The organism is Streptomyces soli (genome assembly GCF_003999195.1).
Lineage (GTDB): Bacteria > Actinomycetota > Actinomycetes > Streptomycetales > Streptomycetaceae > Actinacidiphila > Actinacidiphila soli.
Map to the genome: position 1 here is coordinate 1 of NZ_RJVR01000190.1, position 13,410 is coordinate 13,410.

At 70.3% G+C, this 13,410-nt stretch carries 12 protein-coding genes, 1 tRNA gene and 6 pseudogenes; 8 read left to right on the forward strand and 11 right to left on the reverse strand.

Annotated elements, in window-relative coordinates; translation table 11 throughout:
- Nucleotides 1-785 precede the first annotated feature (785 nt).
- The 4 genes and pseudogenes from EFK10_RS17760 to EFK10_RS50315 form a co-directional block, all read right to left on the reverse strand.
- A tRNA-Arg gene (locus EFK10_RS17760) sits at nucleotides 786-857 on the reverse strand.
- An 88-nt stretch (nucleotides 858-945) separates the two neighbouring features.
- Complete coding sequence (locus EFK10_RS17765; RefSeq protein WP_127356667.1) at nucleotides 946-1,728, reverse strand: glucosamine-6-phosphate deaminase; 783 nt, start codon at nucleotides 1,726-1,728, stop codon at nucleotides 946-948.
- Between the two features lie 99 nt (nucleotides 1,729-1,827).
- Nucleotides 1,828-2,027 (reverse strand): annotated as a pseudogene (locus EFK10_RS50310) (acyl-CoA dehydrogenase family protein); the annotation flags it as partial.
- Nucleotides 2,028-2,046: 19 nt separating this feature from the next.
- Nucleotides 2,047-2,440: pseudogene (locus tag EFK10_RS50315) on the reverse strand (acyl-CoA dehydrogenase family protein); the annotation flags it as partial.
- Between the two features lie 45 nt (nucleotides 2,441-2,485).
- On the opposite strand from EFK10_RS50315, the pseudogene EFK10_RS17775 reads away from it, so the two are divergent.
- The 6 genes and pseudogenes from EFK10_RS17775 to EFK10_RS17795 form a co-directional block, all read left to right on the forward strand.
- Nucleotides 2,486-3,283: pseudogene (locus tag EFK10_RS17775) on the forward strand (SDR family oxidoreductase); the annotation flags it as partial.
- Nucleotides 3,284-3,313: 30 nt separating this feature from the next.
- A complete protein-coding gene (locus EFK10_RS50320; RefSeq protein ID WP_240677285.1) occupies nucleotides 3,314-3,937 on the forward strand; it encodes a TetR/AcrR family transcriptional regulator in 624 nt (207 codons plus the stop codon).
- A gap of 65 nt (nucleotides 3,938-4,002) precedes the next feature.
- Nucleotides 4,003-5,160, forward strand: a complete 1,158-nt coding sequence (locus EFK10_RS17780) for an acetyl-CoA C-acetyltransferase (protein WP_127356669.1) — start codon at nucleotides 4,003-4,005, stop codon at nucleotides 5,158-5,160.
- Nucleotides 5,161-5,185: 25 nt separating this feature from the next.
- Nucleotides 5,186-5,332, forward strand: a pseudogene (locus tag EFK10_RS50325) (CoA-transferase); the annotation flags it as partial.
- A pseudogene (locus EFK10_RS17790) lies at nucleotides 5,332-5,601 on the forward strand (NAD(P)H-dependent flavin oxidoreductase); the annotation flags it as partial. The pseudogenes EFK10_RS50325 and EFK10_RS17790, both read left to right, overlap by 1 nt.
- A 296-nt stretch (nucleotides 5,602-5,897) precedes the next feature.
- Nucleotides 5,898-6,368: an HD domain-containing protein gene (locus EFK10_RS17795; protein ID WP_127356670.1), complete on the forward strand. Its 471-nt coding sequence runs from the start codon at nucleotides 5,898-5,900 to the stop codon at nucleotides 6,366-6,368.
- 56 nt (nucleotides 6,369-6,424) lie between these two features.
- On the opposite strand, the gene EFK10_RS17800 is transcribed toward EFK10_RS17795, so the two are convergent.
- The 4 genes and pseudogenes from EFK10_RS17800 to EFK10_RS17815 form a co-directional block, all read right to left on the reverse strand.
- Nucleotides 6,425-7,651, reverse strand: a complete 1,227-nt coding sequence (locus EFK10_RS17800) for a S1 family peptidase (RefSeq protein ID WP_240677278.1) — start codon at nucleotides 7,649-7,651, stop codon at nucleotides 6,425-6,427.
- Nucleotides 7,652-7,865: 214 nt separating this feature from the next.
- Nucleotides 7,866-8,067, reverse strand: a pseudogene (locus EFK10_RS50330) (SAM-dependent methyltransferase); the annotation flags it as partial.
- Nucleotides 8,064-8,321 (reverse strand): DUF397 domain-containing protein, encoded by a 258-nt coding sequence (locus EFK10_RS17810; RefSeq protein WP_127356671.1) that lies wholly within the window; start codon nucleotides 8,319-8,321, stop codon nucleotides 8,064-8,066. The pseudogene EFK10_RS50330 and the gene EFK10_RS17810, both read right to left, overlap by 4 nt.
- A 3-nt stretch (nucleotides 8,322-8,324) precedes the next feature.
- The gene (locus EFK10_RS17815) at nucleotides 8,325-9,185 is read right to left on the reverse strand and encodes a helix-turn-helix domain-containing protein (protein WP_127356672.1); all 861 of its coding nucleotides are present in this window, start codon (nucleotides 9,183-9,185) and stop codon (nucleotides 8,325-8,327) included.
- Between the two features lie 281 nt (nucleotides 9,186-9,466).
- Between EFK10_RS17815 and EFK10_RS17820 the strand changes: the two genes are divergently transcribed.
- Nucleotides 9,467-9,892 (forward strand): ATP-binding protein, encoded by a 426-nt coding sequence (locus EFK10_RS17820; RefSeq protein WP_127356673.1) that lies wholly within the window; start codon nucleotides 9,467-9,469, stop codon nucleotides 9,890-9,892.
- A gap of 398 nt (nucleotides 9,893-10,290) precedes the next feature.
- Here the strand turns inward: EFK10_RS17820 and EFK10_RS17825 are convergent, their stop codons facing one another.
- Together EFK10_RS17825 and EFK10_RS17830 are read right to left on the reverse strand one after the other, a co-directional pair.
- Nucleotides 10,291-11,451, reverse strand: a complete 1,161-nt coding sequence (locus EFK10_RS17825; RefSeq protein WP_127356674.1) for a transglycosylase family protein — start codon at nucleotides 11,449-11,451, stop codon at nucleotides 10,291-10,293.
- Nucleotides 11,452-11,529: 78 nt separating this feature from the next.
- On the reverse strand, nucleotides 11,530-12,120 hold the full coding sequence (locus EFK10_RS17830) for a pyridoxamine 5'-phosphate oxidase family protein (protein WP_127356675.1): 591 nt from the start codon (nucleotides 12,118-12,120) through the stop codon (nucleotides 11,530-11,532).
- Between the two features lie 49 nt (nucleotides 12,121-12,169).
- Here EFK10_RS17830 and EFK10_RS17835 point away from each other — a divergent pair, with 49 nt between their 5' ends.
- A complete protein-coding gene (locus tag EFK10_RS17835; protein WP_127356676.1) occupies nucleotides 12,170-12,769 on the forward strand; it encodes a GNAT family N-acetyltransferase in 600 nt (199 codons plus the stop codon).
- Here EFK10_RS17835 and EFK10_RS17840 read toward each other — a convergent pair.
- Nucleotides 12,710-13,381 carry a pentapeptide repeat-containing protein gene (locus tag EFK10_RS17840; protein ID WP_240677280.1) on the reverse strand — a complete coding sequence of 224 codons (672 nt, stop codon included), beginning with the start codon at nucleotides 13,379-13,381 and terminating at the stop codon, nucleotides 12,710-12,712. The genes EFK10_RS17835 and EFK10_RS17840 overlap by 60 nt on opposite strands.
- Between the last annotated feature and the right edge of the window lie 29 nt (nucleotides 13,382-13,410).

Genomic DNA, 13,410 nt, shown 5'->3' on the forward strand with positions numbered 1-13,410 from the left:
CGGGCCGATCTTGCGCAGCCTACGGGCGCCCGATACAACCGTCTGGTGACAAGCGCCTCCAAGCCGAACGCACGGTGGACCAAGGACAAGGCTGGAGCCACCCTGGCCGCCACAACCGGCTATTTCTTCACTAATCCGCCAGCTCTTGAAACGACGAAGCAGCTGATCCCGGGATACGCCCACACAGCCGCGGGGCTCGTCAGCATCGCGGTTGCAATCCTCGCTTACTGGGTCGGACTACGCGCGATGAACTCCCGTGACGCTTCCCCGGCAGTTCGGCGGCGCCGGACGCGTCCTCGCTCAGATCTTCTGGAAGTGACGTGGCTGTTTTGCTGCCTGGAGTCTTGTTGGCGATCAACGCTGCGACCTGCGATCTAACAGTCAATGGTCCCACCCACCCCGCACATCTGCAACATCCCCGCAGCCACATGATCAACTTACGCTAAGCGGCATTGGGCCTGAGGTCCTCGTGAAAACCGCGTTGCCTACGCTTGACGTCCTTTGGCAGTTCCTGCCTGAAACTGGGCCCCTCTGTCTCGCAAGCAGCACCGGCTGAACACCGCAGGCGGCCGACGCCGTGATCACCACCAGCTTTCGTTACCCCGCAGTGCCTGATTCGTCAGTTCCCCGACGGCGCGGCGAGTGACCGAAGAAACTCACTCGCCACTCACTCGGGATCAATGCGTAGGAGTGACAGAGAGCCGGACTCAGTGGGACTGAGTCCGGCTCTTTGTGTGTGGCACTCTCGCAGGTCAGGGGCTTGATCACCCTGGTCACTGCAGAAGTGCCCCCGGCAGGATTCGAACCTGCGCACACGGCTCCGGAGGCCGTTGCTCTATCCCCTGAGCTACGGGGGCGTGTCGGCCGTGGTGGTGGCGACGGGGGAAACACTACCAGCTCGGGGAGGGTGGGGGCGTACAGGGTTTGTGGGTGGGGTGGGGGGGGTTAGAGGCCCTGCCAGGGGGGCTTGGAGGCGTAGGTGGTGCGGAAGTAGTCGGAGAGCTTGAGCTTGGAGGCGGCTGGGTCGTCGAGGATGACGGTGGCGTGGGGGTGGAGCTGGAGGGCGGAGGCGGGGACGAGGGAGGAGAGGGGGCCTTCGATGGCGAGGGCGGCGGCTTCGGCCTTGGATTCGCCGGTGGCGAGGAGGACGAGGTGGCGGGCGTCGAGGATGGTGCCGATGCCTTGGGTGATGACGTGGTGGGGGACGTCGTCGGGGGTGTCGAAGAAGCGGGCGTTGTCCTGGCGGGTCTGGGGGGTGAGGGTCTTGATGCGGGTGCGGGAGGCGAGGGAGGAGCAGGGCTCGTTGAAGCCGATGTGGCCGTCGGTGCCTATGCCGAGGAGCTGGAGGTCGACGCCGCCCGCTTCGGCGAGGGCACTGTCGTAGGCGGCGCAGGCGGCGGGGATGTCGGGGGCGTTGCCGTCGGGGCCGAGGAAGGAGGATTCCGGGATGCCGAGGGGCGCGACGACCTCGCGGAGGACGACGGAGCGGTAGGACTCGGGGTGGCCGGCGGGGAGGCCTACGTATTCGTCGAGCTGGCAGATGCGGGCGCGGAAGACGTCGAGGGCGGAGGCACGGACCTTGGCGGCCAGGGCCTGGTAGACGGGCAGCGGGGTCGATCCGGTGGCTACGCCGAGGAGGGCGTCGGGGGTGTGCCGGAGGAGGGCGGCGATGGTGTCGGCGATGAGTTCGCCGGCGGTGGCGGCGTCCGGAACGATGACAACTTCCACGCTGGGCCTGCCGATCTGAAGGAGTGCGGTCGGTGGTGTAGACCAATTTAGCGGATCGGGGTCTGCCACCGGCAGGCGTGGGAGTGTTTTTGAGCACGCTCAGCCGGTACGCGGCCCACCGAGCACCCGCGCGCGGCATTGCGCCGGGGTGCCCCAGGCGGAGCGGAGGGCGCGGGCTTGGTGATCCAGAGGGAGAGGTCGTACTCGGCGGTGTAGCCGATGGCGCCGTGGAGCTGGAGGGCGGTGTGGGCGACGGTGTGGGCGGCATCGCAGCAGGCGGCCTTGGCGGCGAAGCGGTCGGGGGCGGCGGGGTGAGGGCGGCGGCGTGGAGGCCTGGGCCCAGATGACCTCGCCGCTCGCCATGGACGGCAGGACGCGGGCGCGCTGCTCCTCGGTGCCGTGCGCGAAGAGCGTGGGCGCGAGAAGGCTGATGCCGCTCTGGCTTACGCGCCCGGGCGCCCCGGCCGCGTAGTACTCCTCCTCGAAGATCAGCCACTCCTGCAGCGACGCGCCCCGGCCGCCGTACGCCTCCGGCCAGGAGACCACCGACCAGCCGTCGGCGGCGAGCCGCGCTTCCCACGTGCGGTGGGCGACGAAGCCGGGTCCGGTCTCGAGGGAGGGGAGCGGGGCGTCGGGGACGTTGGCGGCGAGCCAGGCGCGGGCGTCGCGCCGGAAGGCCTCCTCGTCGGCGGGCGGTGAAGTCGAGATCCACCCGCCCCCTTCCCTAACAAGTGTTTGGTAGATTAACATCGGTGTCGTGACTCCACCAGCCTCATATGTCCCCGGTCACGGACTGCTCTCCGGCCGTCGCGCCGTCGTCACCGCCGCCGCAGGCGCCGGCATCGGCGGCGCGACGGCCCGCCGCCTGCTGGAGGAGGGGGCCCGGGTCGTGATCGGCGACGCCCACGCGCGGCGCCTCAAGGAGTACGAGGCCGAGCTCACGGAGGAGTTCGGCGCCGAGCGGGTCGCCGGGGTGCCCTGCGACGTCACCGACGAGCGGCAGGTCGGGGCCCTCCTCGACCTCGCGGAGCAGCGACACGGCGGCCTGGACATCGTCGTCAACAACGCCGGGCCGGGCGGCACGGCCGAGCTGACGGAGATGACCGACGAGCTGTGGGACCGGGTCCTGGACGTCACCCTGAACGGGACGTTCCGCTGCACGCGGGCGGCGTTGCGGCGCATGAAGACTGGCGGGGCCGCGGGCCTCCGGAGCGGCGGCGTCATCGTCAACAACGCCTCCGTCATCGGCTGGCGCGCCCAGGCCGGCCAGGCCCACTACGCCGCCGCCAAGGCCGGGGTCATGGCCCTCACCCGCTGCGCCGCGCTCGAAGCGGCCGCGTACGGGTTGCGGGTCAACGCGGTCGCGCCGAGCCTGGCCATGCACCCGCACCTGGTGAAGGTCACCACGCCCGGGCTGCTGGCGGAACTGACCGCCCGCGAGGCCTTCGGGCGACAGGCGGAACCGTGGGAGGTGGCCAATGTGATCGTCTTCCTGGCCTCGGGCTATTCGTCGTACATGACCGGGGAGATCGTCTCCGTCAGCAGCCAGCACCCGCGAGACGAGAATGGGACCGTGCAGAAAAACGTGCCGAAGAGTGTGCCGAAGAAGACGACAGTGGTGAGCCCGCCCCCCGACCGCCGCGCGGAGCTCCTCGCGACCGCCGCCAAGGTGTTCGCCGCGCAGGGGTACAACGCCACCACCGTCCGGCAGATCGCGGACGCGAGCGGGATGCTCGCGGGCAGCCTCTACTACCACTTCGACTCGAAGGAGTCGATGGTGGACGAGATCCTCTCGACCTTCCTCGACGAGCTGTGGGCGGGTTACGACGCCGTGCTCGGCGCGGGCCTGGGCCCCAGGGAGACCATCGAGGCCCTGGTCACCGAGTCGTTCCGGGAGATCGACCGGCACCAGGCCGCCGTCGCGATCTACCAGAAGGAGGCCAAGCATCTGTCCGCGCAGCCGCGGTTCGGCTATCTGGCGGATTCGCAGAAGCGGTTCGAGCGGGCGTGGCTGGGGACGCTGGAGCGGGGCGCGGCCGCAGGGGTGTTCCGGGCGGACCTGGATCTGCGGCTCGCGTATCGCTTCGTACGCGACACGGTGTGGGTGGCCGCGTCCTGGTACCGGCCGGGCGGGCAGCACAGCGCGCAGGAGATCGCCAGGCAGTATTTGTCGATGGTGCTGGACGGCATCGCCGTCGGTCCGTCGTAGTGGTCCGTGGTTCGTTAGTTAATTACCTTACGAGTTAGTTAGTTACCCTACGAAGGAGTCGTCACATGGCCGAGGCCTACATCGTCGAAGCGGTCCGCACCCCCGTCGGCCGGCGCGGCGGCGGCCTGTCGCAGGTCCACCCCGCCGACCTGGGCGCGCACATCCTCTCCGCCCTGATGGAACGTTCCGGCGTCGACCCGGCCGCCGTCGAGGACGTCATCTTCGGCTGCCTCGACCAGGTCGGCCCCCAGGCCGGCGACATCGCCCGCACCTCCTGGCTGGCCGCCGGCCTCCCCGAGGAGGTCCCCGGGGTCACCATCGACCGCCAGTGCGGCTCCTCCCAGCAGGCCGTCCACTTCGCCGCCCAGGGCGTCCTGTCCGGCACCCAGGATCTCGTCGTCGCCGGCGGCGTCCAGAACATGTCCGCCATCCCCATCGGCTACGCCAACCACAAGGCCGTCGAACCCCTCGGCCTGACCCAGGGCCCCTTCGCCGGTTCCGAGCGCTGGACCGCCCGCTACGGCGACCGGCCCGTCAGCCAGTTCTACGGTGCCGAGCTGATCGCCGAGAAGTGGGGCATCACCCGCGAGGCCATGGAGGCCTTCGCCTACCGCTCGCACCAGCGCGCCGTCCACGCCATCGACGAGGGCCGCTTCGACCGCGAACTCGCCCCGTACGGCGACGTGTCCACCGACGAAGGCCCGCGCCGCGACACCTCCCTGGAGAAGATGGCCGGGCTGAAGCCGCTCGTCGAGGGCGGCCGCCTCACCGCCGCACTCTCCTCCCAGGTCTCCGACGGCGCCTCCGCGATGCTCATCGCCTCCGAGCGCGCCGTACGCGAGCACGGGCTCACCCCCCGCGCCCGCGTCCACCACCTCTCCGTGCGCGGCGAGGACCCGATCCGTATGCTCTCCGCCCCCATCCCGGCGACGGCGTACGCGCTCAAGAAGTCCGGCATGTCGATCGGCGACATCGACCTGGTCGAGATCAACGAGGCCTTCGCCCCTGTGGTGTTGGCCTGGCTGAAGGACACCGGCGCCGACCCCGACCGCGTCAACGTCAACGGCGGAGCCATCGCCCTCGGCCACCCACTGGGCGCGACCGGCGTCAAGCTCATGACCACCCTCCTCCACGAGCTGGAGCGCACCGGCGGCCGCTACGGCCTCCAGACAATGTGTGAGGGCGGCGGCCAGGCCAACGTCACGATCATCGAGCGGCTCTGACCTGCGGCATAATCACCGTACCCTCGACAAGGTCCGCGAAGCCACCGGCTTCGAACTCGCCACGCCGCCGGTCCCGGTCCCGTACACCCGCGAGCCCACCCCCGCCGAAGTGCGACTGATCCGCGAAGTGCTGGACCCGGTGGGGCTGCGTTACCGCGAGGTAATATTATGATCGAAACGCCGCTCACCAAACTGACCGGCGTTCACCATCCGCTTGTCCAGACCGGCATGGGATGGGTCGCCGGGCCGCGCCTGGTGTCCGCCACCGCGAACGCCGGGGCGCTCGGCATCCTCGCCTCCTCGACGATGTCCCCCGACCGGCTCCGCTCGGCGGTCCGCGAAATCAGGGCCCGCACCGACGCCCCCTTCGGGGTCAATCTGCGCGCCGACGCAGCCGATGCGGCCGAGCGCGTACAGGTCATCATCGACGAGGGCGTACGGCCGTTCCCCAGCCCCAGCGGCACCAGCCCCGAGGCGCACACACCACCGCCCTCGGTGCCGTGGCGGTGGCCGTGCGCGCGGCTCCGGCCGTGCGCGGTGGCGCCGCCCGCCGCACCGAGGACAGCTGCGCCGACTACGACGGTCATGGCGACCGCCCGGGCGATACGGTTCACGTTGGTCTTCCTGTCCTGGTCAGCGCAGGGGCCCGGCTCAACGACCGTCGTCCACCCTCGGCGCGCCCAGTCCCGCGGACGGCCTGCGCCGGCGCCCCGCACCCAGGCTCGTAGCATTGACCGGTGACGTCTCTGAACCTCTCCCAGGTCGAAGCCCTCGCACGCCTCGCCCACTCCGCGCAGGTCGACAAGGCGGGACGCCCGTACACCGAGCATCTGGCGGCCGTCGCCATAGGCGTGGCCGAACGCGGCGGCTCCGACGAGCAGATCGCGGCAGCCTGGCTGCACGACGCGGTGGAGGACGGCATCCTGTCGCCCGAATGGCTCGCCGGGTCCGACCTGCCCCAGGCGACCAAGGACATGATCCTCGCCGTCACCAAACAGCCCGGCGAACCCCCGGAGGACTACACAGCCCGGATCCTGGCCACCCCCGGCGCCGTGCTGATCAAGGAAGCGGATCTCGCCCATAACGCCGATCCGGCGCGGCTCGCGGTGCTGCCGGAAGCCACCCGGGAGCGGCTCGCGGCGAAGTACGCACATGTACGAGAACTCCTCGGCATCCGGGCACCGACACCGGCACCGCCGGAGGAGTGATGCCGCGCCCCGCAGCCTGGAGGGCGGGGCGCGGCGGTTCGTGAGGGCGCGGGCCGTCAGTGGTGACGGCGGCGCTGCCGCTGCGCGATGCCCGTGGCAGGGGCGGTGGGGGCCGCCGTGTCGGTGGCCGTGGCGGTATCCGTAGCCGTCGCCGTATCGGTGACCGAAGCCGAGGCCGTATCGGTCGCCGAGGCGGCCGCGCCTGGGATCTGGACGCCGAGGGCGGTGAGGGCGGTGATGACGGGCTGGAAGAAGGTGGTACCGCCGACGGTGCAGTCGCCGTCGCCGCCGGAGGTGAGGCCGATGGCGGCGTCGCCGTCGAAGAGGGGGCCGCCGCTGTCGCCGGGTTCGGCGCAGACGGTGGTCTGGATGAGGCCGGTGACGGTGCCCTCGGGGTAGTTGACCGTGGCGTTGAGGGCGGTGACCTGGCCGTCGTGGACGCCGGTGGTGCTGCCGCTGCGGGTGACGGTCTCGCCGACGACGGCTTCGGCGGCGGCGGCGATGGCCTGGACCTGGCCGTTGCCGAGGTCGACCTCGCTGGGCTGGTCGATCGCCGTGCCGTCGGTCGAGATCAGCGAGAAGTCGCCGTCACCGGGGAAGGTGTCCTTGACCGTCGACCCTAGGGTCTGGGCGCCGGGCTGGTCGGCGGCCCAGGGGGTACCGACCGCGCCGCAGTGGCCGGCGGTGAGGATGAAGTTGCTGGTCCCGTCCGTGACGTTGAAGCCGAGTGAGCAGCGGGCGACGTCGGAGAAGATGGCGTCGCCCCCGGATATCGCGGCCCGGATGGTGAAGGTGTCGGCCGTGCGCTCCATCGTCACGGCGCCGCCCTGCGCGGCCGCCGTGGACGAGAGTGCCGTCCAGTCGGCCGACGACACCGTCTTGTCGGCGAGGACGACGACCTGGTTGGTCTTGGGGTCCACGGACCACGCGGTACCGGCCACCGGTGGAGCGGCCTTCAACGCCGCTGTGGCGGAGGCCAGTTGATCGCTGCTCCGGGTCACCATCTTGGCGGTGGCGCCTGCGGCCGCGACGGCCGAGGCCGCGTCGGCGTCGGTCACCGCCACGACGGCCTTGCCGTCCGTGCCGACCCAGCTGCCCGCCGTGTTGTCGGTGCCGAGCTGCGTGACCAGCGTACGGGCGAGCGTGGCGGCGTCCGTGGCCGGCGCGGTCGGGGACGACGGGCTCGCGAACGCTCCCGCGACCACCGCCCCGGCGCAGACCACTCCGCCCGCGGTGGCGAAGATGCCGATCCTGCGGACGTTGCGTTGCCTTGCGTGACTCAACTGAGACCTCCCTCGGCCTGGTTCACCCGGTCAATACGCGGTGCCCATGCCAAGGGACTCAACGAACTTGGTAAAGAACGACGGAGACGGTGTGTCAGCGCTTGCGCGCGACCACCGCCCAGCTCGCAGCCTGCGCGTTTGTGTAGCCGCTGCTCGGTCGCCGGGCTCCGGCCGCCAGCGGTCGACGGGTGCGACCCCCGGCTCGACCAGTTCCGGGGATGCCGGTGCCGATGTCGAGGAACTGCCGGATACCGGCCTCGGCGGCCAGGTAGCGGGTGCTGCGCTGCATGAACAGCCGCAGGGAGCGGGCGCCGTGGGCCGCGTAGGGGTTGACGTTCAGGACCTGCTGGGCGGCCTCAGTAGTCGTACATCCGGGCCGGGTGCGGCTTGGTGGTGTCGATACGGCCCGGAGTCATGCTGGATCTCCCATCAGAAAGTCCGCAGCGCCCGACTTGGCACCGAGGATGAACTGCGTCATGTCCTGGTTGCTGCAGATCAGCGCCGGGCCGTCGGGGTCGGTGGACTGCCGGAGGGCGACCCGGCCGTCGTTGAGCTTCTTCGCCTCGACGCAGGCGCCGCCGTTGGTGCCGCTCCAGGGCTTGTGCCAGCCCTCGGTGCCGAGATTGCGGGCCGGCATCCCGTTACGTATGCGGTTCTCGTCGCGATCCATGGTTCAGATCTCCTTGAGCAGAGCGTGGAGGACGGCCTGCGTGCCTTCCGGGGTCGCCGCCTGCTCGCACATCCGGTCCAGGGTCTGGAGGTACGTGGCCACGTCGGCACGTTCGTCCAGGTACGCGGCGCTGGTGAGCCCCTCGGTGTAGACGATGTCCGGCAGCTCGGGGATCTCGAAGCGGAAGAGCTGGAAGTGCCCGAAGGTGCCCGGATGGGGGCCCGTGGAGAAGGGCAGGAGCTGAACGGTCACATTGGGCAGCTCCGTGGCGCGCAGCAGCCGTTCGAGCTGACGGCGCATGACCTTGGGGCCGCCGACGTTGCGGCGCAGCACCGTCTCGTCCAGGACGGCCCACAGGTGCGGGGCCTCGCCGGGGCCGGTGAGCAGCGCCTGGCGCTCCATGCGCAGGGCGACCCGCTTGTCCAGCTCCTCCGGGGTCGCGTCGGGGAAGCCGACACTCAGCAGGGTCCGGACGTAGTCCTCGGTCTGCAGCAGCCCCGGTACGTAGTGCGGCTCGTAGGCCCGGATCAGCTTGGCGGCGCCTTCGAGCGACACGTAGACGCTGAACCAGTCGGGCAGGACGTCGCGGAAGTTGTGCCACCAACCGGGGCGGTTGGCCTCTTCGGCGAGGCTGAGGAAGGCGTCGATCTCCTCGCGCGCGATGCCGTAGGTCTGCAGCAGCTTCTCGACGTAGAGGAGCTTGAGGCCGACCTCGGCCTTCTCCATACGACGCACTGTGGTCTGGTTGACCCGCAGCGCGCGGGCGGCCTGGTCCGGGGAGAGCCCGGCTTTCTCCCGCAGGTCTTGCAGGCGCTTGCCGAGGACGATCTGGCCGACGGTCGGAGCTGACCGCGGTTCACTCATGCCGTCTACCTCTGCTTCTGCCTCTGCGTCCTGCTCTTCGTCCTGCGGCGGCCGGGGGGCGGCCTTTATCCCCAGCAGTGTGCCATGGCCCTATTACGGGGGGACATCCTGCAGTCCGTTATCTGCATTCTGCAAAGTGTCCCTTGCCAGTTGGTGGTGACGGCAGCGATAGTTGAAGAGTGATCCAGCCCATGAGGCCGCGCATTCACGGGAGTTGGGCTCCGCCCCGGCCTGCACGCCCGTCGACGTGTCCCCCCACAGGCACATGGAAGGCAGACATCATGGCTCCGGCTCCCGATGTGCGCTTGACTCAGCGGCTCTGCCATGACGCCTTCCAACTGCCAGCCGAGGACGCGCGCGTGGGCGAGGCGCGTCGCCGTGTTCAGTCGATACTGCGGGGCTGGGGCGTGGATCGGGGCGACGACATGGTGCTGATCGTGAGCGAGCTGTTCACCAACGCCATCCGGTACAGCGGGGGCGACCGGATAGACGTGGCCCTGTGGACGGCCGAGAACCTGCTGTACGTCGAGGTCACGGACCGGGGGCCGACCGGCGGCGACGCGCCGACGCCACGGCAGGCCGGTGTCGACGACGAGTGCGGGCGCGGGCTGATGCTGGTCGAGCACCTCGCGGAGCGCTGGGGCTCGGGGTCGAACCGGCCGGGCGGTGGCGGCCACGCCGTGTGGGCGGCCCTGGCGCTGCGCTAGGCCCCGGCCCTGACTGGGCCTAGGGCCTGTCCGGCCGATCTCCGTGGCGTCGCGTGCCTCCCCCAGCCTGGCGGCTGGGTGGGGGTCCTCCCCCTGGCTTCGCCGGAAGGAGAGTGCCCGCAGGCACCAGCGCTCGCGGCGTTGCCGAAATGCCCTAGTAGTAGCTCTCCCCCAGCCTTCGGCCGGGAGGTACCCCCACCCCAAGCTCTCGGCTTCGCTCGAGCAGGGGGGACCCCCATCGAGGGCACTCTCCCCCAGACTCCGTCCGGTGGGGGTGCCCCCGGACGGAGTCTGGGGGAGAGTGCCCCCAGCGCCTTGCGATCGCAGGCGCCGCTGCGGACATCAGCCGCTGGCGCGGCGGGCCGCTCCTTCTCCCACGGAGATCGGCCGGACAGGCCCTAGACGCTCGCTCCGTGCTTGCGGAGGTAGGCGAGCGGGCTGACGTCCGACCCGTACGACGGTCCCGTACGAACCTCGAAGTGCAGGTGCGGGCCCGTAGTATTGCCGGTCGCCCCGGAGCGGCCGATCTGCTGGCCGGCGCGCACGGTCAGGCCCGCGCGGACGGTGACCGACGAGAAGTGGGCGTACTGGGTGTACATCCCGTCGGCGTGCCGGATCACCACCTGGTAGCCGTACGCCCCGCCCCAGCCGGCGGTCACGACGGTGCCGGCGGCGACGGCCTTGACGGAGGTGCCGGTCGGGACCACGAAGTCCTGGCCGGTGTGATGGCCGCTGGCCCAGAGGGAGCCGGGGGTGCCCCAGGCGGTGCCGAGCCGGTAGCCGGCGCTCACCGGGGCGACGTAGGCGGTGTGGGTGGTCGTGGCCGGCTTGGTGGTGGCGGGCTTGGTGGCGGCCTTTGTCTTCGGCTTGGCGGCCGGCTTGGTCGCCGGTTTGGTCGCCGGCTTGGTCGCCGGCTTCGCGGTCGTACTGGTCTTCGCGCCCGGCAGGGCGAGTTCCTGACCGGGGTAGATACGGTCCGGGTCTGAGCCGACGGTCTTGCGATTGGCCTCGTAGAGCCGGTGCCAGCCGCCCTTGACGGCATGCTCGTCGGCGATCCCGGAGAGGGTGTCGCCGCTGACGACCTCGTACTTCTTTTTATACGTGTACTTGTGGACCGCGACGTCCGGCTTCTTGGTGATGTCCGCCTTCTTGGCCGGGATCGTCGTGTCCGCTGCCTTACGGGTCAGCCCGGCCTGTACTGAGCACACCGGCCAGGCGGTGGGCCCCTGGCCGGCGAGGACCTTCTCGGCGACGGCTATCTGCTCCTGCTTGGTCGCGAGGTCGGCGCGGGCCGCGTATCTCGTCCCGCCGTACGCCTTCCAGGTGGACTGTTTGAACTGCAGTCCGCCGTAGTAGCCGTTGCCCGTGCTGATGCTCCAATGCCCGCTGCTCTCGCACGCGGCGACCTTGTTCCAGGTGCCGACCGATGCCGCGCTCGCGCCGGTGGCGCTGACCAGCGGCAGGGCTATGCCCGCGCCGCCGGCCGCCGTGACGGCGACGGATACTCGGTTCAGCCGGCTCGGCTGGGGCGGGCGGCGGTGGCGTCCGATTACGGGCATGGGGGGACCGTCCTCTCCGTTCCGAGCAATTAGCGCAGATGGATCTTCAGGCCACAAGTCCCCCTGAAACACTGCCAGTTACGAGGTCCGCCTGGGCAGCGGAAGCGGAAGCGCGGGCAGTCCGTCGAGGCTGGTGGCGACGTACGGCTTCTTCTCGCAGTACTCGTTGAAGCTCTCGTCGGTCTCGCGGCCGAAGCGCTGCGCGTGCAGCGGCCGGTCCTCCACGTACTCCATGAAGGGCACGGCGTAGCCGCAGGAGTCGCTGATCCGCTCCGCCGTGACGAGGATGATCGCGCGGCAGTCGGTCCGCTTGCGGAAGTCGTCGCCGAAGTGGGTGATGAGACCGTCCCAGCGTGGGTTGTCGCGGAAGACCGGCTCGCCCCGGCCGTGGACGCGCACGATGGTTGGCGGACCGTCGAAAGCGCACCACATGAGGGTGATGCGGCCGTTCTCCCTGAGGTGGGCGATTGTCTCGGCGCCGCTGCCGCCGAGGTCGAGATAGGCCATGGTGAGGCCGTCGATGACGACGAAGGAGCCGTCGGCGAGGCCCTTCGGGGAGAGGTTGACCCTGCCGTCGCCGGACAGGGGTGCGGTGGCCGTGAAGAAGACCTTCTGCTCTTCGATGAACGACCGGAGACGGCCGTCGACGCGCTCGTAGACCTTTGCCATGAGAAGAATTATCCGTGCTGTCCTCACGGATCCGTGTGAGTATTGAGTGATGAACGAAGATCGTCCGAACGCTTTCGCGCGCGTGCTCACCGAGCGCCTCGAGCTGCACGCCGTATCGATGGCGGATCTGGCCCCGCTCTTCGCCATCAACTCCGACTCGGACACATGGCGGCACGCGCCCGACGAGCGGCACACGACCGCCGACCAGACCCGGGTCTGGATCGACCGGGCTGCCGCCCGCTGGCGGACGGACGGGCTGAGCTACTGGAGCGTACGGCTGCGCTCGGACGGATCGACGATCGGCGTCGGCGGTGTGCAGCGGCACGCCAGCGGCGGCTGGAATCTGTACTACCGCTTCGCGCCCGCCTCCTGGGGGCAGGGCTACGCCACCGAGATGTCCCACGCCGCGGTCGAGGCCGCCAGCGCCGTCGACCCGGAGGTGCCGGTCTTCGCCTGGATCCTGGACCACAACGAGGCCTCGCGGCGGGTCGCCGAACGCCTCGGCTTCAAGAACTACGGCGAGTTCGCGGACGCCAACGACGGGGTGACCCGGCTCGCGTATGCCGACCGGCCGCCGCTGCTGCTCGGCTCAGCCGTCCTTGACGGTGATGCCGATGGTCGCGGCGAGGGCCGGCGCCAGCTCCAGTAGCTGCCCGGTGCTGATGACCGCCCCGCGCAGCGACTCGTAACCGTCGGCGAGGTCGAGGCGGGTCGCCCCACGCAGGTCTGCCCGCTTGAGGGTTGCCCTGCCGAGCCGTATCCGCTCCACCGCGGTGCCGGGGAAGGTGACGCCGTCCAGCTTCGCGCCGCCGAGGTCGGCGTCCCACAGGACGCAGTCCTCGAACACGACGTCGTACAGCTCGGCGGCGCGCAGGTTGACGGAGTCGAACTTACAGCGCCGGAAGACCACCCGCCGCAACACCGCACCGAAGGCCTCCACGCCGGCCAGCACGCAGGAGTCGGCCGTGACGTCCAGCCAGTCGGACTCGGCGAAACGGGTGCCGACGAAGCGGTCGCCGCGCAGCCAGACGTCGTTGAGCCGGGCCCGGCGCAGGCTGACGCCGGTGAAGGAGCTGTCCGTTATCGCGCACTCCAGGAAGGCGGCGCCGGCCGCGTCGTCGTCCTCGAAGTCGAGGCGGTCGAAGTGGACCGTGTCGTACCGCACCTCAAGAGCGAGCCCGCCGCCCTCATGGGGCTGGAGCAGCTCCGCGTAGGGCAGGTCGGAAAGCTCTTCCGGGGTCCCGGGCAGTTTGCTGGTCACGATCACCAGGCTAGGGCCCGCCACTGACA